The following is a 25,236-nucleotide window of genomic DNA, read 5'->3' as shown; positions in this document are numbered from 1 at the left end:
TGTGGGCAAACTAATATCAAATATCTCCAACTACCCGCTTTCAGAAGGGGCGGTGGCCTATAGCAATAAGCTGTTGCTGCAGGATGGGCTTTCCATCCGGACAGACTCGCTGAAAGACTACCTCAAGATCATCTTTGAGCTGTCGAAAGACGTTCATTTCTTTAATGATACCGGCGCCAGCTCCCATAGCTGGAACGACCTGCTGAAGAAAGACATCATCTTCCAGTTATCGAGGTTTGTCACCATCTCCGCCACCGAACTGCATGATTACTTTACTGCCTTGCCGCAAATCAATGGTTTTACCAGCGATGTGCTGCTGACTGCAGATGAGTATAAAAAATTGGCCTGGCAGCGCTTCCAGGTGCTCCAGTACCTGTTTTGGTTCTACAAAACAATGGGCGAGTCCATTAACGGCGACAGCCTGCCCCAGGTGCTTTCCATCCTGAAAAGCGATACGGTAAGCAACCTCTTTATAAGGTATAACTCCCTGTTGCAGGAATGCCTGGTAGGCCCGCCTGTGCTCATACAGAATGCGCACAAAGTAGATGCACCTGCTTTTAATGGCATTGTTTTCCCGCCGGTTGATGACGGGCTCACCACCTCTTTAGCGGCTTATTACAATCCGGCCAACGGGCCGGGCAGCCCGGTGCTCACCATCTACGCCAATGATTACGACAAAATAAAAGCGGCCAATGAATATGCGTACACCTTCTTCAGGGCACTGATGCAGGTGCAGCAAATGTTCAACTATTGGGCCACCAATAAACTGCAGGAGCTTTCCACCACTACCAACACCCATGAACCGCATATTGTTTTACTGATCGTTTTTGGCAAACTGGTCATGCTGTACGACGCACAGTACAACCAGTTGATCCATAAAAACACAGCCTTTGTTTTCAGCGACATCCTGCAGCTAAAGAAACAACCCATACTGGCCGACACCGCTTATGTGAGCCTGGAGCTGGCCAAAAATGTGAACCAGTACTTCCTGGCGCGGAATACCCTGTTCAAAGCAGGGAAGAACAGCGCCGGCAAAACGCTCTACTACCAGTCGACCAAAGACATGGTATTGAACAGCGCAAAGATCGCTGCCATCAAATCATCTGTACGCGTAAAAAAGCAGAACGAACTCTTTACCGTAATGGCCGCAGAAGATGCCGCCAATGTGGAATGGCAGGCCAACAGTGCCTGGATACCCTTCAATGACCTGAGTGAATCCTACACGGGTATGGGCATAGAAAGCAAGATGCTGACCAATATCCAGAAAAAAGATACGGTCATTGATGTGGAGTTTGAGTTTGACAATGACCCGCCCGCCTGCGACGATATCGTAAATAACGCACAGGTATCCCTGTTGCTGAGTGATGGCACCGAAACAGCCCTGGCCATTACCGCTGCCACGATCAATGGTGCGGTACTGAAGTTCAGCGCGAAGATTGAAAAGGACCTGAAAGTGCCGGTGAAAACAGGCGTGAATATACGGTTGAAGCTGGCCTCCCCGGCAACAGACAGTGACCCGGCAGATGATTACGGGCTGCTGTATAAATTCCTGCTGAAGCAACAGATCGCAAAGATCAGGGTGAAGCTGAACCAGCAAACCTTCGCACCGTCGCAAATACAAACTTCCTTTGGCCTCATTGACGGAGCTACCAGCTTTGCGGCATTCGGCGCGCAATCCCTGGCGGGCGCCGCCTTCCGCATTGATCACCCCTTTATCAAATACGCCAAAACCATTGATATTACGCTCAACTGGGCAGAGAAGGTAAAAGTGAATGTGCCCGTTACCATCAATGGCGCTAATGCCAGCATACCCCAGGGCAACGAGAGCAGCACGATCAACGATTTCAATAACAACAACAGCAGCAGCTTACGGGTAAGACTGGAAACCGACCATATCTATACGGCCTTGTCTACCCTCAGCAGGGGCAACATTGTAACGCTCATTTCAACCCCACTCCCCAGGGTATTACTCATCAAATCCATTGAGCTCAGCGGCACGCTGGAAGAGCTCGTATATGAAAAAGAAAACACAGGTCCCCTGTTATTTATAGAAGAGTTCCTGAACCGGAAAAGGTTTATGACCTCCCTGTTCGTACCCTTTGCCAATAAGTACAAGCAAAAGCAGGCCCTGCTCACCCGGCACCTGTTTTACAGGATCAGGCTCTTCGACTTTTATTACAATAACCTCACCACCCATCTATATCCCTTTGGTGAGAAGAAGGTCAATAAATCAACCGGCCTCACCTTCTTACCGGATTATTCCATACTGGGCTTCAATGATTTTGCAGGTGATCTCTACATCGGCCTTACCAATATTACGCCGGGGCAAAGCATCAGCCTCCTGTTTGATATAGCGGAGGAAACCGCCGAGCAATCGGAGCAGGAAGCGAAAATAACCTGGCATTTCATTACCGATGAAAAAATAGAAGCCCTCGATCCCTCCCGGATCATTGACACCACCAACAACTTCCTGCAGCCGGGCATTGTGCAACTCACCCTTCCAACAACCGCCACGCATACCAATAACCTGGTGTACGGCGCCAATACCTACTGGCTGATTGCCCGTTGCGATAAAAACTATGATGTAGTAGCCAACATACGCAGTATTAAAACCAATGGGGTAGCCATTGAGCGCGTATTCGACGCCAATAACCAGGAAGCTAAAAAATCGGTAGCGCCCGCCACCATCGAAAATATTTATCCCAAGACCGCCAATGTAAAATCGGTAACCCAGGATACGCCTTCCTTGAATGGCCGTGAAACAGAGACCGACCAGCATTACTTCTGGCGCAGCAGTCAGCGGTTGCGGCATAAAAACCGGGGCATTAACCAATGGGATGTAGAGCAACTCATATTGGAACAGTTCAGCAACATCTACAAAGTAAAATGCCTGAACCATGCCTTCTATGATGATGCGAGTGTAAGCATTGTAGCCAGACCGGCCCATACGCTGATCTCGCTGATCCCTTATTACCTGGTGAATGCGCAGAATCCTAATTTCCAGCCGGCCATCCCCATGTCAAAACTATCGGCGGTGAAGTCCTATATAGAATCCAAGACTTCTGCCTTCCTGCAATTCCAGGTATTGAATGCCCGGTGGGATGTGGTCACTGTGGAGCTAGAGGCGGTGGCGAACAAGGACATACAGGACCTGCTGTTTTACCGCGACCAGTTGAACAGGGACATCATGAAATTCTTTTCGCCCTGGGCCTTTGAGGCCAGCAGCGCCCCTGCCCTCTCGCAAAAGATCTTCGCCGCTACCTTAATTGATTTCATTGATGAGCTGCCCTACGTGCACCACATCAAAACCATGAAGATCTTACGGAACGGCCTGGAGGTATTTGATGAGATCGAATCATCCAGCGCTATCCATCTATTAACCTCAGCCAACGAACACACGATAACGGTTCTTCCTTATGGTAGTTAATAATGAACATATAGACGAAAAGGCCCTGCCTGCCCTGCTGGAGAACTTCTCCCTGCTGCGGGAAAAGGCATTGACCTATGTACAGCAAACCTCATCGGCCGGTTGGACAGACCATAATATCCATGATCCCGGTATTACGATCATGGAAGCCCTCTGCTATGCGCTGGCCGATGTAGGCTACCGGATGAATTTCCCGATGCAGGACCTGATCACCAACGATTCCGGTAACTTCCCTGCGCATGCCTTTTATTATCCGCAGGATATATTGCCCTGCCATCCCGTTACCATCAATGATTTCAGGAAGATATTGATTGACCTGCCGCTGATCAGGAATGCCTGGATCACACCGGTCACCGATCCCAATACCAGCATCAAACTGGATTACGAACCCATGTATGTGTATGAAGAAGGTGGAAAGCTGGTGCTGAAGAAAGACGTGAAGGATCCTCCCATTCCCGTGGCCCATCATGCCGGCATATTAAACAGCGCGCCGGTATTTATCATTGGGCTGTACGCCATCCATATTGAATTTGAAGCGCAGCCTATATTGGGGAATATTGACAGTGGTGAAGCCTTTGAGGGCGTGTATGAAAAGGACTTCTTTGGCGATATATTCTATGATATCAGCAACTGGAATGAGCTGATCAACAACAAACACGTGCTGCAGAAAATAGCCAACGTGTATACCGCCAACCCCAATAACGTTACGCTGAATATACTGCCCTCGCCCAAGAACAAGTACAACAACAACGACGGCAAGCTGGATGAGCGCGTATTGAAGGAATGGTATTACAACATAGAAGTACTGTGCAATGGCCTACTCACTTTTACCTTTAAAGATGTATTGTTTGAGCCCTTCCTGGAAACGAAAAAAGGCATTGCCGGCAAGGACCTGAAGGTGCTGCTTACCCAAAACAATTTTGCCTTCTTTACCACCTGTTTCAAAAAAATACAGGCCCTGGCAAAGGCGTATGCCGACATACAAACCGTATTGCACCAAAACAGGAACCTGGCCGAAGATTACCTGCCGCAGTTGTCGGCCATCCCTACCATGGACTTCCGTATCTGCGCCGATATTGATGTAGACAGCAAAGTGGATATAGAACAGGTGCAGGCCACCATCTTCCATAAGATCATTGAATACATATCGCCCTCTATTCCTTTTTACACCTTCGAGGAACTCAAAGCCAAAGGAAAGGCGATGGAAGAAATACTGGAAGGTCCCAAACTCGCCCATGGATTCATCCTCGAAGAAGAAATGGGAGAAAACTCCTTCCAGAACTTCACGATTAACTTATCAGATATCATCAATGCCATTTATGAAACGGAAGGATTGATCAATGTCCGTAATGTGGAGCTGTTCCTGACAGATGATGACGGCAATACGATCACCAATACCAACAAATGGGTGATCACGGTACCACCGGGTTTCAAACCGGTATTGAATAAAAGAAAGAGCAAGCTCACCTTCTATAAAAATGAGCTGCCGCTGCTGGCCAACTTCAAGGAAAGCATCATAAAGCTGACCTTCCTGCAAACGAACAGCGTAAAATACAGCCATTCCAATGTACCGTTCCCCGTATTGAACCCTACCTACCGCAACCTCGCCCTGCATTATTCGCTGGCCGATGAATTCCCGGCCACGTATAAAATAGGTAAGAACTTGCCGGATGCTTACCTGGATAAGCCAGAATTGTTCAAGTCAAAACAACTGGAAGGATACCTCCTGTTGTTTGAGCAACTGATCGCCAACTTCCTGAAAGACCTGCATCAACTGAAAGAAAGCCTGTCGTGGGATACCGTGCAGCATATCCAATACAAGAGCACAGACAATGCGTGGCGGAGAAACTACCTGTTGACGGCCAGTGGCGACAGCAAGTGGCAGGACATCATTGAGCCTGCCAGTGAATTTGTAAAAAGGCGCAATGCAAGCCTGGACTACTTACTATCCCGGTTTGCCGAGAACCTGCAGGAGATTGATAACTATTTCTACCTGTCTACCGATAACCTCGGTATCAATGAAGCAGACTATTACAATTACCTGATTGAACTGAAACAAAAGTTCCTGCTCAATTATATTGCCATCAGTGCCAACCGGGGCGCCGCCATCAATTTACTGGCCGACCTGGATTATTTTAAAACACCCATTGCCGGTTATGAAAACAGGCTGAGCCGCTTACTGGGTTGTGAGCTGGTGAAAAACAATAAACGGAAGACCGTAGCCGACATTAACGTGGCAGATAAAAATGAAAGGGGTTACTTCCATGTGCTGGAACATATTTTATTAAGGATACCTACCCTCACCAATGAGTTCCTCATTTACGTGCAGGCCAATAATATCACGCTCAATACAGAACTCCTGGGCATTTGTACCGACGATGATTGCACCGCCTGCGGCGGATTTGATCCCTACTCTTTCACGGCATCTGTTGTACTGCCTTCCTGGATACCGGTATATGCCGATGTGCACTACCGCGACTTTATTGAAAAGCTGATCAGGAAAGAAACGCAGGTGGGGGTATTGCTCAGGATCTGCTGGATCAACCAGGAAAGCATGACGAATTATGAAATCGCCGTTGCCGCCTGGTGGAAAGCAAAGTATGAATTACAACAAAGCGATGCCAACACCTACTTCCCCAAGCTGGCAGAATACCTGCAAAAGCAAAGCGAACTGGTGCTGGTGCTGAAGGCGCAACGTAGCGACTACTTCCCCGCTACCCTGCATGGCTGCGAAGACGAAGGGGAAGAGAACAACACCCGGGTGTTTTTGGACAAGACTATTTTAGGATAACTCATAAATAAATGGACTATGATTAATATATTCCCGGAATTCGAATCCAGACAAGTGCTGACAAGTGACGAGCTCAACTGGATGGCTTGTTACCTGGATACGCAAACCCGCCAGTCGAGAAGGTTTTTAGCAGGCTGCGGGCTGATCGGAGGACTGCAGGTACGGCTGCTGAATAATTCCGTACAGGTAACCAATGGCATCGGCGTAACAAGTGCAGGACACATTGTAACGCTGTTCAGCAACGACGTGGCCTTCACCACCTATACGAAAGCGAAGCCCTACACCCAGAAAGCCAAGGAAAAGCTGGCCTATCATTATTTGCCCGACCTGGACCCCACGGCGGAGAACTACACGAAGTCAGTGGACGTGCCATCGCTCTACTTTCCGGGCTTTAAAGGCGAGGTGCTGGAGTTGTTTGAAGACACCTACAACGATGCACCACTCATTGATGGCAACGCCCTCAATGGTAAAGTAGCCGTGCTGTTTGCCGAGATCATACAAAAGGAACTGAAGGATTGCGAAGACGATAACTGCCAGGAACGGGGGAAGAAATACCTTTTTACCACCAAGGTGCTGGTGATCAGTAAAGAAGATGCCCTCTTGTTGCTGAATGCAGAATACAATATTCAAACCCAGTCGGAAGATGCCATCAGTAAACTGGCTTTCCCCTGGCTGCATTTGCCCAATATCAATATCCTGAAGCCGGTATTCTCCAACAAATCGGTGAATACTCCTTTTGATGAGCAGCTACTGGTACAGGAATATGCGCGTTGCATCAAGGACTTCAGGGATATGCTGGTCCTCCATAAAACCATTATTGAACCGGCGTTGACCAACCTGAAAAATTACTGTTCGGTGGTGAATGGCACTGTTAGCATCGTTGACCAACTGGTGGCAAAGATCAATAGCACCAACGTATTGAGCAATAACAACCAATCGCCCAGCCTGTCCGAAGTCGTATATGATTACCTGTGGTGTTTTGTAAAGGCTTACCAGGAATTGCAGGCTGAGGCGCAACTCCTGAAGGCGAAGTGTTTTACCCATGAGGCAGCTTTCCCCAACCATATCTTACTGGGCGTTATCGCCAGCCAGAATACAGAATTTGACGCGCCTGTTTCCAGTGGCTATTCCATTTACCGGCATTACTTTCAATCGAGGCTGGTGCAAACCCAGCAGGCTGATGTATGTAAAAAGATCACGGTTTACCTGAACAGGCTGGTGGCGCTGGCAGCTAATTTTGATGATGCAGCATTGCCCAACAAAAAGGACATCCGGATCACTACCGGCGGAGATCTATACGATCCTCTCTCTGTACAGGCCATTCCTTATTACCTGAAGCAACCTGTCGCCCCGGTATGGAATGCCCAGGCCGGTCACGTGAACCTGAACAAGTACAATACCATATATGGCAGCGTGAATGAGAACCAGGTGCCTTCTGCCAAGCTGCCGTACAACACCCTGCCTTCTTCCCTACAGGGCAACCATTCCTTCTTCCGCGTTGAAGGCGTGTATGGCCAGCCGGCGGTGAATGCCCTGAATACCGTTTTCCAGTTGCGCAAGAAACATGGACTGGCTTTCGAGGTATTGATGTTGCGTCTCAATGAAAAAGCGCCCTTCAGCCATTCCTTTAACTTCACGATCAATGAAGACATCGCGAGCATGTACCAGGTAGTGCGCGCCGAAGTGATGAAGCAGATCAGCCTGAATATAAGTTACCTCGGGGGACTGCAATTCAAAAGCGGCAAGTTTACCGGCATACAAAATATCCTGACCGCCGCGCTGGAGAAATCGTACCTCTTCTTCCTGGGCAATCTAAACATCAGCATACTGGCGCAGCCGCTGGAACTGGAATTGAACGATGCCATCATGGCCAGCAATATTACGACCAATTACAAAGCGCAGCCGGTGACCATGGAAGCCAAGTATGCCGAGCTGGAAACTTATGCTGCGCAGAACAAGGCGGTGGCCAGCTCCTATATGAAACAGGAGAACGCCGGCATTAATTATATGAACGTGAGCGCCACCTGGGGCATCTACCAACCCGTTTACAGCATCATTGGCATCCTGTTCTTTAATACGCTGGGCAACCTGGTGTACACCATTAAAAACAGTAATAAGTTTAAGAATACTTCCAACATCAGCTTTTATACACACCTGCTGGCCATAGCGAAAGAAATGCAAAAGAACGAGCAGGAAAAGCTGTTGTTCCTGTATGCCCTGCGCCTCTATTGCGCCCTTAAGCTGCAGGAAGAATACCTCGCTGAGAACTTCCTGGAACTGGACATCACCAAATACCGGAATAACCTCGAAGATGAACTGCTGCCTGCCAGCGACGCGCTTGTTGATTACCTGAGGACCATCTATGTCACTACCATCACGACTGATGAAATATTGTACCAGGTAACCAAAAACGAGATGCTGGAATATGCCGGCAGGATACAATTTGATGATGACTGGATCAAGATCATTCAACTGGATGCAGAGAACAAGAAAAGGAATGGCGGTCTGGGCGTGGAGAACCTGCTGGAGAAGTTTGTAAAACTGCATCCCGGCGTGGCACATGGTTGCGGTGTGCCCAAAGGCGGCACTTACATCATGGTGTACGACGCCGCTAACCAGGTGACGGCCGACTTCTACCTGCCCTATATTATTTCTTCACACTTACGCCCCATCCAGTTTACCCTGATAGAGAATAAGACCTTAACGCTGAGCGGCACTGTGAAGGACAATACCGGAAAGCCCATTGAAACCAGCTTGCTGGTGGGCAACGCTACGGTACTTACCGATAAAGAAGGATTTTACAATGCGCTGGTAACCGAGAACACCACGGTGAAGATCGTGTGTAAGGTACAGGGATTTACGCCTTTTGAGAAGGATGTGCCGGTGGCCGATAAACCGCTAACGGTAGATATTGTACTGGCCCCTGTACAGGCGGCTAAGTTCACTACCACGCTCAACTTCCGCAACCAGTTGCAACAGCCCGTTACCAAAGACATCACCCTGCAGAATATTGATACCAAGGAAACCCTCACTGCCGTGAAAGGTGTGCTGGCGATCAACGACGAGCCTAAGAAGAGCTACAAATTTGAAGTGACAGACAACCGGTTTGAAGACAAACAGTTTGAAGTGATCATTGGTGATAAAGACCAGCAGATCGTGATACAATTAACAGAGGTGGACTTCTTCCGGATACAGATCGTCGGCGACCCCTCCTATATTCCTTCCCTGTTTAATGCCATCAAGGTAACGGATCCTGATATGGAGGTAGATACTTCCAACCTGGCCAAAGGGTTGTTTATAACAAAAGAAAGAATGGATATTACCAAGCCCGCTACGGTGACGGTAGTGTATAACCAAAAGACAGTGACGCAGCAGATCAAACCGGGCGAGGAAGTGAACAAAGTATTTGTAGACGGTACAGTGAATGATAAAGAAAGGCCGTTGAATACCGTGGCAGGATTCACCTACCCGGCAGAAGGAGGCATCGGCAAGATCAAGACCGTGCTCATCAATGGCAAAGAGATCGCGCTGAACCAGGAAACAGATATTGGCGAAGGCATTGTTACATCGGAAGGGCAGTTTGACCTGAGGAAACTGTTTAGCAAGGTGAAGCCCTTCACCATTCCCAACTTCGCCACCGTGAAAGCCGCTATACTGGTAGTAGACACCACCTTGCTGAAACAACCGGATGCCATCACTGATAAGGAGTTCGTCACCGCTACGCTGGCATTGACCGCGGCGCAAATGAAGAGCCTGATCGCGAAGCGGAAGGAATTTACAGCCATAGCAAGGCTCACAGAGTTGCGGGTGGAAAATTATTATTGCCTGCTGCTACCCCAGGCCGATGCAGAAGCAGTAAGTAAAATATTCAAACTTTGAGTGATCACGTAGTACATACAGTAAGCCTGGTACTGCCTGCCACCGATTATACGGAGGCAGGCAGGCACCAGGCCACTGCCAAACATTGGGCAAAGCATAGTTTGCCGGATTTACTCAATAACCACCTGGAACAATTACACCCCGGAGATGATATCCTGTACATCGAAAAAGTGATGATCGAGATTGCGGACTTTCCCTGGAACCTGACCGATGCGGAATGGCAGTCAACAATAGCAGCCGCCATCCAAAAGGAGCAACCAGCTCCCGATACGCTGGCACTGCTCGTACAGCAATGGTTATTCTATTTACAGCATGGCTGTTTTGAAAAAGCCGCCCTCCTTACCGACAGAAAGGCTATTGAGGCCTACCTGTTATCACATGCAGCACAATTACCGGCCATACTATTACGGGTTATCAACAAGGAGATTTCACTGCCTGTATGGCAAAGATTATTTAACCAGCATACCGCAGCACTGGCCACCCTTTTTATAGAAGTCTTATTGGATCTGCCTGCCGCCGATGCTGTACAGGCTTATGGGATTATATTACAACAATTAAAAACAACCCCGGCTGCCACTTACACCTTGCTGTCAAAGATAGCCGTAACCAACCAGGCCCTGCCTGCCAAAGAGAAAGCCAGACTGCTGGAAACATTATTGCGCCCGGAAAGCAGCACGCCCGCCGACGCTTTGCCGCCCCATAAGGATAAGCCGGAACAAACAATACCCGACCGCAAAGAAGGTCCTGTAACGGATATTTTCATTGAGTGCCCCTGCGCCGGACTGGTATTGTTATTCCCCTATATTAAACGCTTCTTTGAGAATGGCCAGCTCATAAAAGATGATGCCTTTGTGGAGGAGGCCGCACAGATAAGAGCGGTACAGGCTTTGTACTTCCTGGCAACCGGCGCCTCTACCGGCGACGAAGCAGCCCTGGTGCTTCCCAAACTATTGTGCGGCGTGGAACTATCTACCTATATTGAATGGGAAGAGGAACTGCCCGCTTCCTTACAAACAGAAGGTAATGAACTATTGCAGGCGGTGATTGACCACTGGAAGGTATTGCAGCATACTTCGGTAGAAGGCTTCCGCGAAACCTTCCTGCAGCGGCAGGGCAAACTGATCAAAAAAGGAGACACTTATACCTTGCAGGTAGAAGAATCGGGCGTGGATATTTTACTCAACAGCATTCCCTGGGGCTTCAGGAATTACCGGCTTCCCTGGATGCCTTACCACCTTATCACGGAATGGTATTGACCCATGAAAACAGCCGCTACCATACCAGCTACTACCAAAGCAAAGAAGCCCTTCCTGCAGCGGGGCAAAAAAGATACATTTATTAAGAGCAATGGCACTCCTGCCAACGCTGCCAAACGCGTCAATAAGGAAGAAAGCAAAGCAGGCGATTTTGCACAGCGGGCAGTCAGCACGCCCGCTATCGTTCAGGCCTACCAGCAAGCCAGCACCGCTCTGAAGCGCCCGCCCAAACCAAAGAAAGCCAATAAGGCCCGGGAGGTAAACGGGCTGGACAGTTTTCCGGTACCTGCTACACTCATAGCCGCCTTTAAATTACACCTGGGAGAGGATTTCACAGAGGTACGGCTCTATGCCGATCCCCTCAGCACAAAGATTGCCAAAGAGCACAATGCCGCCGCCCTTACCAGCGGTGATCAGATCTTCTTTAATACTGATGTATTCCAGCCAGGCACGCCGGAAGGATTGTCGCTGCTGGCCCATGAGCTTTTCCATACCATAGAGCCCGGCGAGCAATATGACAATATTGAAGTGCAACTGAAACCGCTCACCGAAATGAATGACCGCACGCCTTACCAGCAAATGGCTTTGGAACGGGCCGCCAAGATTGCCGTGGGTGAACAAGGAAAGGTGAACTCCAATGCACTGAATGATGATAAAACGCGTGTGGGCTGGCAGTTCCTGGTAGAGTACTTCCGCACAACATTTGGCGACGACAGGATCGTAAAAAACAAGTCGGAACTGAAGCCGGGGTTATTCTGGGAAGATGTGATCAAGTTTGTAGTGAAAGGAGCAGCAACGAAGGTGAAGGTGAATGAAAAAGGAGAGCATGTAACGAAGGTAGAACGTGAGGTGGACCTGTTGCCCAGTTGGTGCGGTATTTTCGCATTCTGGGCCTTGCACAAAAGCGGTATTCATCCACCGCCCTGGGAAGTGGGCAAGCCCAATTTCACCGCTGCTAACGCCTACAAGAAAGGTTACTACCTGCCCCGCCCCGGTGATATTGTGATCAAGAACGGCTATAACCACCATGCGCTGGTGGTAAGAACGATACCGGATAAGGTAACGGATGACAAAGAACTGGCCAGTGTAAAGGTGGTAACCATCAATGGTAATACAGCCGGCAGCAACCACACGGGTGGACAGATACAGGTAAAAACAGACCCCTATGGTTACTGGGATTTTTATATAAATCCTTTCTTCAAAGGCGTTGAGCTGACAGATGAGAAGGATTTTAAGCTGGATGAACGGTTAAAAGAGAACCTGGGAGAAACTCCTGCCGCCTCGTCTGCTTCCACTGGTATAGCCCCTGCCGATACTTCGGTCAATCAATACGACACTTCGCTCAAACCGCTTACGCTGGATATACCCAAGGCGGAGGGCGAAGAAAAGAAAGAAGGAGAAGAGCCGGTAGAAGAAAGCCCCCTGAACCCCAAAGAGATCATGGCGCAGGATGTAGCCTACGGTGAGTTGCAGGGTTCGCTCGAAAGGAATGCCGAAAAAGAGAAGACGCACGACCCTGCCGAACAAAAAGCCGCCGAAGCACGATCTAGCGCCCTATCGCCGGAGAATGAACAACTAAGCCAGGCCCAGGCACTTAAAGTACAGGCACTGCCCGCCCCTGCCAAATTCAATGCAGAGGAGCTGAAGAAAAGCATCCTCGATGAAGTAGAGCGCATCCTGAAAGAAAAGGGCGACAATGCCACACCTGACGACCCGCCCTCCGTAGGCGATGGAGACGTAAAGAAGATAAAAAAAGAAAGCAGAGACAACATCGATCAAAAGAAACAGGAATCAGTAGGCTCTATTACTGAGGCCCATAAAACACCACCTGATAAAAGCAGTGCACCGGCCCGCGAATCAACCGAAGTCATTGTAGAAGATGCAGGACCGGATAAAAAGATACCAGATACGGATAAGTCGGTCGCCAAACCTGTTGCCGATGAAAGGATTACCCTCGAAGAAGACTCGGACAAGATCGACAAAAAGATGGCAGAGAACGACGTGGATGAACAACAGCTCGAAGAATCGAATGAAGAGAAGTTTACCACTGCCCTGGATGAAAAAAAAGGCAGCCAGTCCCAGGCCGCCAACCTCAAAGAAGATTACCGCGCTATTGAAAACGCAAAACTGGAAAAGGATAAAAAGAATGCCCGTGCCCTGATCAATTCGCGGGTAGACAAGATACATGATGTGCGGGAAGGTGAATTTGGCAATGTAAATACGGTAAAAGGCGCTACCAAAAACACTGAAGAAGAAAAACGCAAAGAGATTGCCAACAAGATAGAAAAGATGTACACCGATGCCGAGACATCGGTCAATACCAAGCTGGAAGCCCTGGACAAGAGTGTGAACCAAGAGTTTGACGCCATTATGCTCAAGGCCAATGAAGACTTCAAGGAAAGTGTAAACCAGGCGCTGGATGATGAGTTTGTTAGTGAATTCCTTTCCAAAACGTTTGACAATGCCAATTATAAAAAGCGGGTAAGGAAAGTATTCAAGGATGAAACGGATAAGTACACGCGGGGATTATCCAACGCCTTAAACCCGCTGACCACGAAAATAGCCAATACCCTCAATGGCATTACAGCAGAAATAGAGGAAGCTAAAAAAGCCGTACTGGTGTTTGTACAGGGGCTGGAACCCGCCTTGCAAGATATGGGTACGCAAGCTGCCCAGGCGGTATTGGATAAATTCACCACCCTGCAGGAAAGTGTCAATGAAAAACAACAGGCCCTCACGAATGGTCTTGCCAAGAAATACGCCGATGGGGTGATGGCGCGGGAAGAAGAGTTCAAAAAGATCATGGACTCCCGCAAGAGCTGGCTGGAGAAAGCCCTGGATGCTATTGTAGATGCTATTAAGGAGATCATCCAATTACTGGCTGATCTGAAAAAGGCATTGGAGCGGGCCGCTGAGTATGGCAAGCGTATTATTAAAGCACCACTTAAGTTCTTCGACAACCTGGTAAAGGGGGCTACCGAAGGCTTTAATAATTTTGTAAAGAACATTGGCAAGCACTTGTTACAGGGCGCCCTGGAATGGATCACCGGTGAAATGGGAGAAGCAGGGATCGTGCTGCCCGATAAGTTTGACTTTAAAGGCATCCTGAGCATTATCCTGCAGATATTGGGCCTGACCGTTACTAATATCAAAGAGATCGCGAAAAAGGTAATCGGTGAAAAGTATGTGACGATGCTGGAAAAGGGGGCCGACCTGGGCGTAAAAGCGGGCGATAAGATACTGCAGGTGTTCACTATTATTAAAAAGGATGGCGTAGCCGGACTGTGGGAGTTTATCAAGGAGCAGTTCAACGACCTGAAGGAAAAACTGCTGGAAGAGGCCAAATCCTTTATTATCGTAACCATCGTGGAAGTGGCGGTGATCAAGGTGGTATCCATGCTGATACCCGGCGCCGGGTTTATCTCGGCCGTTAAATCACTGATCGATTTCCTGCGGACGCTTTTTGCCAAGGCCCGCCAGATCGTGAATATCATCACCGGCATTATTGATACCTTCGGGGAGATATTGGCCGGCAATGTATCCAAAGTAAGTTCCATGATCGAGAACATACTGGCGAAGTTCTTAGGACTGGCTATCACTTTCCTGGCAGCCATCCTGGGCCTGGGTAAGATCGGCAAGAAGATCAATGATATTATCCAGAAGAAGATCAAAGACCCCATTAATAAAGCCATCACGAAGATGATGGAGAAGCTGAAAGGGGTGATGACCAAGCTGGGTATTTTTAAATTCCTCGATAAAGTAGACGACAAAATAAAGAAGGGCAAGAAATGGGTAGATGATAAGAAGGAGAAGATCAAAGAGAAAGCGAAAGATGTATTGGGTAAAATAAAAGGTTTCCTGGGCGGCCTGTTTAATAAATATACTGATGAAAGCGGTGAAACGCACACTCTGAAATTTAAAGGCACGGAGTTATACAGAGAGAGTGTGAGTAAGACCCTCGGCAATTATCTGACAGAAGTGCGTGGTGAGATTAAAGCACTACCAACTGCAGAGGAAAGGAAAAAACATGGCGATTCGGTAGATAACGCCTTTACCCTGCACGGAGCGATCGTAACCCTGATAGGTAAAACCGTAAAAGAAAGCGGCGGAAAATACACCGGCGCCGATGAAGGGTTTAGCCCAAAAGATGGAGCAGTATTAAAAGATCATTTGCAGAAGATAGCTTCTATTTTACGCACGCTGCCATTAAAAGGCAATAAGAATATTATTCCCAAGACCAAGATCACTTATCAGCCAGGTATACCCGACGGCATAAAAGCCGAGGCAACATTTATATCACTGGATTCGGATGAGGTTGGAAGTCAGCCTACCGAAAGCGCCAATTCCCCGCTTTCAAAAAGCATCGCAGCTATTGTGCGTGCGAAGAAAGGCGACCATAAACTTGTACGCGGGCATTTGATCAATCATGAGTTATTTGGCACCGGTGATCACACTAAGAACCTGGCCCCTATTCCCAAAAAGGCCAATGCGCAGATGCTGACCGGATTTGAAAAGGAAGGCAAAAGGCTGGTACATTCCAATAATGTAATTGAATTGATCGTAACGGTAACGTATGGTGCTCCTAATGATACCCAGGATAACGGTCAATCTTTACTGAAAAATAAGTTGCCGCCAAGTACACAGTTACCAACCAATGTATCTTATAAAATGAATCAACTGAATTTTTCCGGCATTTCCAATCCAACGCCCAATGATGTCAATAACCGGCAAAAATGGGGTACGGCAGGCATATCATTGACTGGTGATATTTCTATTAAGCATAATGAATTCTTTTAACCAATATGAGTGAGCAGTCTATATTTGAAGCTTTTCAACAAAAGATGCTGGCCCGCTTCCCGGGCCTGTTTACCGAAGCCAATGAATTTGAGGCCATCGGCATTACCCTCTGCCTGATCCCTATTGTACAATCTGATCTGTTAGATACGATTATCAAACAGGAATTCGGCGCCGAGGGTGATTTTCCATTGGTGGGTGGTGTACGCGGCACCCAGCACCGGGGCATTATGCCTACCGGTGAAACCTGGATGTACTTTTGTTGCGGCAATGATACCGATAAACGGATCCACTTTATTCAAAGCATCCCGCAATACTTATCGGCCCCCTCCGCCCTGCTCAATATTGAAGCAGCCCTGCCGGGCGAACCCTTTTTATCGGGCCGGCTGGTATTCAGCTCCTACTTCAGGAAGCATGCCCAGGATTATGCACTGGTATATGAACAACGGTTCAGCAACCTGATGCTGGGCGGCTTTATTGAATCGCAGTTATCATTGGATGACCTGGTGCTGACAGAGCCCGTCACCCGGAGTATTGAAGAAATAAAGCACTGGGAATATTTTAATGAGCATGCCAATGGTAGTGTGGCCTTTACCAAACGCATTAAGCAGGGACTGAAGGTGATTTTCTTTGGGAAGAGTGGCACGGGTAAAACACAAACAGCGGCAATCATCGCCCGGGAACTGGGCAAGCCCATTTACCGGATTGACCTCTCGCAGATCGTATCCAAATACATTGGTGAAACGGAGAAGAACCTGTCAAAGATCTTTGAAGCCGCCGAGCATAAGCATTGGATACTGTTTTTTGATGAAGGGGACGCCTTGTTTGGCAAAAGGACTTCCGTCAACTCTTCCAATGACCGTTATGCCAACCAGGAAGTGGCTTATCTATTACAGCGGATAGAAGATTATCCCGGCATTATCATCATCTCTACCAACCTCAAAGAAAATATAGATACCGCCTTTTTACGCCGGTTCCACATCATTGCCGAGTTCCCTATGCCCGACCGGCAACAGCGCCGCGCCATCTGGGAAAAGCTGTTCTCCGAACTGCCCGGCCATGCCGTCCATATCAACAGCACTGAATGGGACGAGATCACGAAAACAGAGTTAAGCGGCGGCGGCATTACAAACATTGTACACTATGCCCTCTTAAAAGCCAACTACCAGAAAACGCCCATTGCATTCCCCCTGATCAAAGAAGGCATCATCCGGGAGCTCCGCAAGGAAAACAGGTTGACGAGTTTGTAACGTTTCCGGCGTTATACCGTACTTTACAGCATGAAATTATTCCAGCAAATAGTAGCCTTACGGGAAAGACCGAGAGGATTTCATTTGATTACGAATGAGGTGGAGAGGGCGTTACCGCAGATAGCACAACTGAAAACAGGCATGTGCCAGGTATTTATTCAGCATACCTCCGCCTCGCTGACGATCAATGAAAATGCCGACCCTACGGTGCGGAAAGATTTTGAGACCTGGTTCAATAAGGCCGTACCGGAAAATGACCCGGATTATGTGCATAACGATGAAGGTCCGGATGATATGCCTGCTCATTTAAAAGCCGCTTTACTGGGCAGTTCGGTGTTGATACCCATTCATAGTGGGGAACTTGCCTTAGGCACCTGGCAGGGCATTTATTTGTGTGAGCACCGCAATCATGGCGGCAACAGAAGACTGGTGATCACCGCCTGGGGCGAATAACACGCGTAAAATTTTATACTACTATGAAAAGTCCTTCTCCCGAAAGTGTAAAACTGCTCGTTACTACCGTACAGGAACTATCGCTCGCCCGCGATCTTGATACTGTCATGAAGATCGTGCGGACAGCCGCCCGGAAACTGACCGGCGCTGACGGAGCTACTTTTGTACTGAGGGATGGCGATCTCTGCTATTATGCCGAGGAGGATGCCATCAGCCCCCTTTGGAAAGGAAGCCGTTTTCCCATGGATATCTGCATCAGCGGATGGGCCATGCTCAATCGCCAGCCGGCCGTGATCGAAGATATCTATGCCGACAGCCGCATTCCCGCCGATGCCTACCGCCCCACCTTTGTAAAAAGCCTGGCTATGGTCCCCATCAGGACCATTGACCCTATCGGTGCTATTGGCAACTATTGGGCCGTGCAGCGGCAACCAACAGAAGACGAAGTATGGCTCCTGCAATCCCTGGCCGATATTACCGCTGTTACCATGGAAAATGTAAACGTGTATGCAGAACTGGAACAGCGGGTGAAGGAGCGCACCTTACAACTGGAAGCCATCAATAAAGAACTGGAAGCCTTCTCCTATTCCGTTTCCCATGACCTGCGCGCACCACTCAGGGCCATCAGGAGCTATACGGAGATCCTGCAGGAAGATCACGTTGGCAATCTTAGCGACGAAGGGCGGAGAATAACCAATAAGATCATCAAAGGCGCTACCGATATGGGCCTGCTGATTGATCACCTGCTCACGTTTTTTAAGACCGACAAGAAAGAGCTGGCCAAAACCACCATCCCCATGAAGACAATGGTTACAGACATTGTCGACACATTGAAAATACCTGAAAAAGAGCGCAACATTGAATTCCATATCGGAGAGATGCCGGACGCCAAGGGCGATCCATCACTCATCAAACAGGTATGGGAAAACCTGATCACCAATGCCGTAAAATATACCGGCCATAAAGAAAAAGCTGTTATCGAGATCGGTAACCACAATAATGGCAAAGGAAACGTATACCACGTAAAAGACAATGGCGCAGGCTTTAACATGCAGTATTACGACAAATTGTTTGCTGTGTTCCAGCGCCTGCATACCGCTGAGGAATTTAACGGTAACGGTATCGGCCTGGCTACCGTGCAGCGTATCGTTCACCGCCATGGCGGACAAATATGGGCCGAAGGAAAACCAGGCGAAGGAGCCTCCTTCTTTTTTACCTTGCCTTCCTTTTGATTTATGCCATCCGGTTATTTTACCGCTACTGTTTTTTCCCAGGGTTTGGAATCGGTGACTGGTGTGCGGAAAGAAATGTTCATGCGGTTGTAGGTATTGACAGTAGTAACAGCTAGTGTGAGGTCAATAAGTTCTTCCTCCGAAAATTGTTGACTTACCTCCTCGTATACTTCATCGGGCACATGGCCTTCCCTGACATTGGTCACCGCTTCTGCCCAGGCCAGTGCCGCCCGCTCCCGGTCGGTATAAAAAGGCGCTTCGCGCCAGGCATTCAACAGGTATAACCGTTGTTCGGTTTCGCCATGGGCGCGTAGCTCTGCCGTATCCGCATTCAGGCAGAATACACAGCCATTGATCTGTGATACCCTGACATTGATGAGCCTTAAGAGAGATTGTTCTACTGATGACTTCGCCAGGTACATGCTTAATCCAAATAATACTTTTGTGGCGCCCGGGCCTTTTTGATAAAAATTGATTCGCTGTTCCATTTTGTATGTTTTTTATTGAACAATGTTGAACTACACCTGAATAATGACCGGGCCGAACAGAATTGGACAGGGAGTCTCCACTTTTTTTAAAATATTTGTAGGCCAGGGTATTAAACATACAAAAAGCCCTGAATTGCTTCAGGGCCTTACTTAATAGGGAAAAAACGATGTTCTTTTTATAGTGGGGAGAGAATAGCGACCCATCCGCCGCCGGAAGCCATTTTCATGTTTAGTATATCTCCTTTTTTTACCTGCCTGGTCTCCAGTTTATAGTCAACGGCATATTTGGCGGCATTCACACCGTCGGTAAGTATATCCATCCTGTAGTTGCCTTCAGGGAGAAAATCGAGTTTAGCTTCGAGTGTTCTTTCCTCCCAATCGGTCATAGCACCTATGTACCATTTTTCGCCCTGCTGCCTGGCCACCGCAGCATACGTACCGATCTTACCCTGCAAGGGAATGCTCCGGTTCCAGGTAGTGGGTATGCCGGCAATAAACCGGGTGAAGGCTGTATCCTGCAGGTAGAGCGAAGGCGTTTCCGCCAGCATCTGAAGGGGGCTTTCATATAGTACATACATAGCAGCCTGGTGTGCGCGTGTGCCGCGACTTACCGGTTGGTTGAAGGAAACCTGAAATTCTTTTTTAACGGAGTTGCGCATGGCGCCGGGCGTGTAATCCATCGGACCAGCCATCATCCTGGTGAAGGGCAAGGTCAGGTTGTGCTCCGGCGTTATATAATCGGCCCATTTGTTGTTTTCCAGTCCTTTCACGCCTTCGTAGTTGATCACGTTTGGATATTTCCGGTTGAGGCCGGAAGGTTTGTAGGCGCCATGGAAATCTACCAGCAGTTTCCTTGCCATACAGGCTTTGGCCACCCTTTCATAATAATTAACGGTGTATTGATCGGCTCTTTGTATGAAATCGACTTTGATCCCTTTTACGCCCCATGCTACAAACCGGTCCAATAGCGAATCCGTTTTTTCGTCTATGGGGCGCCACAGGCTCCATAAGATGATACCTACTCCTTTAGCCGCTCCGTACTTTACCAGTTCGGGCACATCAATTTCTTTGCGGGGCGCACTCACATCGGTGGTCGTGCGCGACCAGCCTTCATCGAGGATCACGTATTCCAATCCAAAGCGGGCAGCAAAATCAATATAGTATTTGTAGGTCTGGTTGTTGATACCCGATTCAAAATTCACCCCGAAGAGGTTGTTGGCATTGTACCAATCCCAGGCCACTTTGCCGGGTTTTATCCAATCGTAATTCCCTTTATCCGCAGGCGTAGCCAATTGAAAAACCAATTCATTGGAGAGCAGCGATACATCGTCGGGCGCGATCATGATCAGTCGCCAGGGCAAGGTCCTGGTACCTTTCGTATCAGCAATATAGGATGCTTTTTCAGCCAGTACCTCCCTGCGGTCGGTCCGTGGCGCCACATAGCTTTTTAATACAGCGGGCGGGAATTTGCCTTCCAGCTTTCCGCCTCCTTTTGGAAAGAGGAAGAGGTTGGGATAATCGTAGAGGTCACTTTCGGTAATGACCAGTTTTGTGCCGCCGGGTGTGGACTGGTACAGGGGCAGGTAAGCATATTTGTGCTGGGGAATCGTATCCAGCTTCTTTTTGTTAAACAGCGCTTCATAATGGGAGATGAATTCCGGGTTGTTCTCTTCGGGCCACCAGGCCAGGTTGTTGGGATCGAGGTTAAAATTTACTTCTTCGGCGTCTACTTTCAGGGAAGGCTCTTTTCTACCCAGCTCAAAGCGGTAGGCAACGCCATTGTTGTAGGCCCGGAAAACGAGCGTAATGCCGCCGGTAAATAACAGCTTCAGTTCTTTGTAGGTATCGGGTATCCAGGAGTTCTTTACCGGCACGATGGAGAAGATAGAATCCTGGTGGACAGTGGTGAATTGCCTGAGCAGGTGTGTTTTGTGGGCCGGGAATTTCTTCCCATCGAGCGTAATGGAAATGCCGGAGGGGGAAAGAATCGTTTCATTCTTAAACAGCACGCTCCATTGAATGGTGCTGCCCGAACTGACCCTGATGATGATATTACCATCGGGAGAGCGGAGTTCGTGGTCGGCCGCCTGTACAGTGTATAGACAAAGGCAAGCTGCTATAAAAAGACACATGAATTTTCTCATAAACTAAAGGCTGGCTATTTGAAATTACCAGTCGCCAAATTACGAGGTCTGGCAGAAAGGCCTTAAAGGGATTTTAACCAGGAATGGGCGTATTTGCACTTGTTTGGGGTAGCCGGTAGGGCGCTTATGGCTGGACATGAGAACCGGATGCCTGGTGGGGATTTATTGGGAAGATCCCGGTGGTCATGGGGCTGGGAAGAAAAGTTTCAGAAATATGATTTTTTTGTTGGTTCGAATAAAAAAACTGCTATCTTTGCCATCCCAAAAACGATAAAACGGTGAGCAGAAGGGATTGGTTACGAGGGGTTTGCAGTTTGGGACGGTGATGCGGGTTCAACTCCCTTACCGGGTACAAAAGAAGTTCTTCAGCGATCAATTCGCTCAACATATTGGATCGGTAGTTCAGTTGGTTAGAATGCCGCCCTGTCACGGCGGAGGTCGCGGGTTCGAGTCCCGTCCGGTCCGCATCTAAGGTTCATCAGCAATGATGGACCTTTTTTGTTTTTATAGGGCTTTACTTTCAAGGGATTGAAAAAGCACCAGCTCGTTCTTCCCTCCTTTATTTCAGCTTTGGCAATTTGTTTCAACGACCTCAAATCGACCTGCAGGATTATCCGATGCGAGGCCGCAAAAATGTCAAGGAATGGTGCTACCAATTTCCCTCACTTGTCGTGCGAAAGAGTTCATGAAGATGGAACGGCGACTGTGTTTATCCAGTACTGTTACAAAGCACCTAACAGAACACTGCTGCATACGGGAATCAAAATCCCTCCAAATTATTGGAACCAAAACAACGATGTGTTTCCGAAAAATTACCCCCCTTTGGTAATGCCGCTCAACTAAACAAGGAACTCGGGCGACAATTATGAAGATTAGCGGGTACAAACGAACTAAAGATTTTTATAAATATATTCGGATTTCACCCGAAGAAGCAGCGCAAAAAATAAAAGAACTCTGGTTGGCCCGTGATGAATGAGGTTAGTGCGGGGTAATAATTTAACATATATGTATGAAGAAAAAGCGTAGATCTGTAAATTCTTATACTGAAGTCGAGCTAATTCAGATAGCAGCAAAACACAAAACTAAATCTGATTTTTTCGAGAATGAAAGAAATGCACATAGGGCTGCCAAAATTCTTGGTTGCTTCGATCGTTGTGTTGCCCATATGGAAGAAAAGCAGAAACCTAAAGGATATTGGACCAAAAAATTGTGTAGAGTTGAAGCTCTAAAACATAGAAACCGTTTTGATTTTTTCAAAAATGGTTCCGCCGCTTATCAAGCCGCTCAAGACAAAGGTTGGCTAGATGAAGTGTGTACTCATATGGTTTCGAAACGAAAAACAAAAGGCTTTTGGCGCGAAGGTATTAATTTGATATTAGAAGCCATGAAATATGAATCACGAATAGAGTTTTGTAAAGGATCTCCAGGAGCTTACACAGCCGCGCAAAGTATGGGAGTAATGGATGATATTTGCGTGCATATGCGTAGGATCGGTAATGCCCAGAATAAACTAGTGTATGCATATGAATTTTCAGATAAATATGTCTATGTAGGACTTACTTTCGATATGAAAAATCGTGAAAAACACAGAATTAGTTCTCAGACTGACGCAGTCACAATGTATCGCAATAAATCCGGTCTTATCCCTACCCTCATAATAAAAACAGATTTTTTGCCTGTACGTGAGGCCGCGGAAAAAGAAAATGAATGGGTTAAACAGTATTCAATTAATGGTTGGACTATATTGAATAGAATGAAACCTGGTGCTGTCGGTGGCAATATTATATTGTGGACAAAAGGCAACTGCTTAAAGGCAGCTAAGACATGCGCGTCACGAAAAGAATTCTATTCTAAGCATGCCTCGGCCTATGGAGCTGCTCTCAAAAATGGTTGGCTGGATGATTGCTGCAGTCATTTTAAAGGGAAAAGGAAACCTTACAAACATTGGACTGAAGAAAACATTTTAATGGTTGCTAGAGATTGTAAATCAAGAGTTGATTTTGAAAATAATTATGGAAGTGCTTATAACGCTGCCATGCAGAAAGGTATATTACAAATGGTGTGTGCACATATGGCATATTTGAAGAAACCCAATAACTTCTGGAATTATGAACGAATAATTGAATTTGCGAGGAATTGTGAATCAAAGAATGAATTCATAAAAAGGTATAAGGACGCATATCAAGCCGCAAGAAACAAAAAGCTTCATTACCAGCTTTATTCTGATATGGAGTGGTAGGGCTTATGCCACTGAAAATATTTGAACGAAAGTAGTTTAAGTTAAACTAACATTATTATTTCAAATAAGGTAGTACCGTTCTTCACTAAATCTTGCATATACATAACGTTTAGACTGGCAACCTACCTAAAATGGAAGGCAGGAACAAGCTAAGTGTACTTAGAAGTAGAGGAGTTCAGGGTAAAATGAAAAAGTGGACCGTCAGGCTCTTTGCAATTTCGGTTCAAGCTGGTTTAAAACCTGTAGAACAGAAGGGGAATTTAGTGCCTCAAAAAAGATCTTGCTGCCCTTTAGTATTTCCGCCCGGTCTTTCACCGAAAAAAAAACTGGATATTTATAAAGGCGGGAAAGGTTTTGTTTTAGTTTGTCCTTATCTGAACCAAACAATTGATTCATAAGTTCGGCCGATTGGTTATTGACTGCTGGTAGTGGAAACTGACCCATTTTTGAGAAAACGTAAAAAATAATGGTCAAAGTCGGGATGGGAAACTGCGTCCGTTTGCACTTTTTGGCCGATTCTACCTGGCTTAATAGGATTTCCTTCTCCGCCACTCGTATCTAGTTTGGGCATAAAATTGGAATAAAATGCCGGTAAATAGATAAACCCTGTTAGCGTTAGGAAGCTCCCTAAACCACCCATAAAAACAGAAGGTAATACCTCTCGCCAATCCGTGTAAAACGGTATAGTAATCAATAATCCAACCGTTAGGATAATCCCAAAATTGGAGAGTACTTGCCGGAACCAGTAATGGGCAGCCATTTTCCGCCGGGTAGCCTGGAAGGGCCAAAAAGGGAATTGTTGATGGTTTTGTTGGTGCTGGTTGGCAAATTGCTCCGCAATGTAGTTGGTATACAATGGTTGGTTGAAAGTTATAGCCGATATCAACTTCCTCAAATCCAGTCGATCCATATGATAAGTATTTGATGCAATTACAATCAGGCAGCTTAAAAAGTTGAAAAACTGAAGAAGTCAATGTCAATTCTTTGAAATTCCATAACTCATTTAAAATTGATCTAATTTGTTCGTATTTAGATGAAATTTGTATATATATTTGCGTATTACGCTAAAATCATGACAAAAAACGAAATAAACAGGCTTCGCGTGGTGCTTGCGGAAAAAGGCTTGACTAATAAATGGTTGGCTGAAAAAATGAAAAAAAATCCAACAACTGTTTCTCGATGGTGTAATAACGAAATGCAACCATCTTTAGAGACATTATTGGATGTTGCCAACGTTCTAGGAGTGGATGTAAAGGATCTTTTATGGTCATCAAAAAAATAAA

The 25,236-nt window shown here is 47.3% G+C and carries 14 protein-coding genes and 1 tRNA gene; 12 read left to right on the top strand and 3 right to left on the bottom strand.

Features of this window, described 5'->3' with window-relative positions; translation table 11 throughout:
- Position 1 precedes the first annotated feature (1 nt).
- From HB364_RS21170 to HB364_RS21135, 8 genes are read left to right on the top strand one after another with little or no spacing between them, the layout of a single operon-like run.
- Positions 2-3,427 carry a hypothetical protein gene (locus tag HB364_RS21170; RefSeq protein WP_167290315.1) on the top strand — a complete coding sequence of 1,142 codons (3,426 nt, stop codon included), beginning with the start codon at positions 2-4 and terminating at the stop codon, positions 3,425-3,427.
- Positions 3,417-6,218, top strand: a complete 2,802-nt coding sequence (locus tag HB364_RS21165) for a hypothetical protein (protein WP_167290314.1) — start codon at positions 3,417-3,419, stop codon at positions 6,216-6,218. The genes HB364_RS21170 and HB364_RS21165 overlap by 11 nt, the downstream gene beginning before the upstream one ends.
- A gap of 18 nt (positions 6,219-6,236) precedes the next feature.
- Entirely contained in the window at positions 6,237-10,097 is a 3,861-nt protein-coding gene (locus HB364_RS21160) for a carboxypeptidase-like regulatory domain-containing protein (protein WP_167290313.1), read from the top strand.
- Positions 10,094-11,353: a contractile injection system tape measure protein gene (locus tag HB364_RS21155; protein ID WP_167290312.1), complete on the top strand. Its 1,260-nt coding sequence runs from the start codon at positions 10,094-10,096 to the stop codon at positions 11,351-11,353. The genes HB364_RS21160 and HB364_RS21155 overlap by 4 nt, the downstream gene beginning before the upstream one ends.
- A gap of 3 nt (positions 11,354-11,356) precedes the next feature.
- Positions 11,357-16,150 (top strand): eCIS core domain-containing protein, encoded by a 4,794-nt coding sequence (locus HB364_RS21150; protein WP_167290311.1) that lies wholly within the window; start codon positions 11,357-11,359, stop codon positions 16,148-16,150.
- Positions 16,151-16,155: 5 nt separating this feature from the next.
- Entirely contained in the window at positions 16,156-17,397 is a 1,242-nt protein-coding gene (locus HB364_RS21145; RefSeq protein ID WP_167290310.1) for an ATP-binding protein, read from the top strand.
- Between the two features lie 30 nt (positions 17,398-17,427).
- Positions 17,428-17,850: a secondary thiamine-phosphate synthase enzyme YjbQ gene (locus HB364_RS21140; RefSeq protein ID WP_167290309.1), complete on the top strand. Its 423-nt coding sequence runs from the start codon at positions 17,428-17,430 to the stop codon at positions 17,848-17,850.
- Between the two features lie 23 nt (positions 17,851-17,873).
- Positions 17,874-19,082 carry a sensor histidine kinase gene (locus tag HB364_RS21135; RefSeq protein WP_167290308.1) on the top strand — a complete coding sequence of 403 codons (1,209 nt, stop codon included), beginning with the start codon at positions 17,874-17,876 and terminating at the stop codon, positions 19,080-19,082.
- Positions 19,083-19,096: 14 nt separating this feature from the next.
- On the opposite strand, the gene HB364_RS21130 is transcribed toward HB364_RS21135, so the two are convergent.
- Both HB364_RS21130 and HB364_RS21125 read right to left on the bottom strand, forming a co-directional pair.
- A complete protein-coding gene (locus HB364_RS21130) occupies positions 19,097-19,570 on the bottom strand; it encodes a carboxymuconolactone decarboxylase family protein (RefSeq protein ID WP_167290307.1) in 474 nt (157 codons plus the stop codon).
- A 176-nt stretch (positions 19,571-19,746) separates the two neighbouring features.
- A complete protein-coding gene (locus HB364_RS21125; protein WP_167290306.1) occupies positions 19,747-21,714 on the bottom strand; it encodes a glycoside hydrolase family 97 protein in 1,968 nt (655 codons plus the stop codon).
- Positions 21,715-22,105: 391 nt separating this feature from the next.
- Here HB364_RS21125 and HB364_RS21120 point away from each other — a divergent pair.
- From HB364_RS21120 to HB364_RS21105, 3 genes are all read left to right on the top strand, one after another.
- A tRNA-Asp gene (locus tag HB364_RS21120) sits at positions 22,106-22,179 on the top strand.
- A 544-nt stretch (positions 22,180-22,723) separates the two neighbouring features.
- The gene (locus HB364_RS21110; protein WP_167290304.1) at positions 22,724-23,953 is read left to right on the top strand and encodes a hypothetical protein; all 1,230 of its coding nucleotides are present in this window, start codon (positions 22,724-22,726) and stop codon (positions 23,951-23,953) included.
- Between the two features lie 131 nt (positions 23,954-24,084).
- Positions 24,085-24,351, top strand: coding sequence for a hypothetical protein (locus HB364_RS21105; protein WP_167290303.1), 267 nt, complete (start codon positions 24,085-24,087; stop codon positions 24,349-24,351).
- A 14-nt stretch (positions 24,352-24,365) separates the two neighbouring features.
- On the opposite strand, the gene HB364_RS21100 is transcribed toward HB364_RS21105, so the two are convergent.
- Positions 24,366-24,863: a hypothetical protein gene (locus HB364_RS21100; protein WP_167290302.1), complete on the bottom strand. Its 498-nt coding sequence runs from the start codon at positions 24,861-24,863 to the stop codon at positions 24,366-24,368.
- Between the two features lie 162 nt (positions 24,864-25,025).
- Here HB364_RS21100 and HB364_RS21095 point away from each other — a divergent pair, with 162 nt between their 5' ends.
- A complete protein-coding gene (locus tag HB364_RS21095; protein WP_167290301.1) occupies positions 25,026-25,235 on the top strand; it encodes a helix-turn-helix transcriptional regulator in 210 nt (69 codons plus the stop codon).
- Position 25,236: the final 1 nt, after the last annotated feature.

Origin of the sequence: Paraflavitalea devenefica (genome assembly GCF_011759375.1) — a bacterium.
Taxonomy (GTDB): domain Bacteria; phylum Bacteroidota; class Bacteroidia; order Chitinophagales; family Chitinophagaceae; genus Paraflavitalea; species Paraflavitalea devenefica.
This window is presented reverse-complemented; position numbering and strand designations above follow the sequence as displayed.

Bases quoted from the DNA above. Each gene is read 5' to 3' on its own strand.
- HB364_RS21135 (WP_167290308.1), top strand. From the start codon at position 17,874: ATGAAAAGTCCTTCTCCCGAAAGTGTAAAACTGCTCGTTACTACCGTA.
- HB364_RS21165 (WP_167290314.1), top strand. From the start codon at position 3,417: ATGGTAGTTAATAATGAACATATAGACGAAAAGGCCCTGCCTGCCCTG.
- HB364_RS21145 (WP_167290310.1), top strand. From the start codon at position 16,156: ATGAGTGAGCAGTCTATATTTGAAGCTTTTCAACAAAAGATGCTGGCC.
- HB364_RS21125 (WP_167290306.1), bottom strand. From the start codon at position 21,714: ATGAGAAAATTCATGTGTCTTTTTATAGCAGCTTGCCTTTGTCTATAC.
- HB364_RS21160 (WP_167290313.1), top strand. From the start codon at position 6,237: ATGATTAATATATTCCCGGAATTCGAATCCAGACAAGTGCTGACAAGT.
- HB364_RS21100 (WP_167290302.1), bottom strand. From the start codon at position 24,863: ATGGATCGACTGGATTTGAGGAAGTTGATATCGGCTATAACTTTCAAC.
- HB364_RS21110 (WP_167290304.1), top strand. From the start codon at position 22,724: ATGAAGAAAAAGCGTAGATCTGTAAATTCTTATACTGAAGTCGAGCTA.
- HB364_RS21095 (WP_167290301.1), top strand. From the start codon at position 25,026: ATGACAAAAAACGAAATAAACAGGCTTCGCGTGGTGCTTGCGGAAAAA.
- HB364_RS21130 (WP_167290307.1), bottom strand. From the start codon at position 19,570: ATGGAACAGCGAATCAATTTTTATCAAAAAGGCCCGGGCGCCACAAAA.
- HB364_RS21105 (WP_167290303.1), top strand. From the start codon at position 24,085: ATGGAAGGCAGGAACAAGCTAAGTGTACTTAGAAGTAGAGGAGTTCAG.
- HB364_RS21140 (WP_167290309.1), top strand. From the start codon at position 17,428: ATGAAATTATTCCAGCAAATAGTAGCCTTACGGGAAAGACCGAGAGGA.
- HB364_RS21150 (WP_167290311.1), top strand. From the start codon at position 11,357: ATGAAAACAGCCGCTACCATACCAGCTACTACCAAAGCAAAGAAGCCC.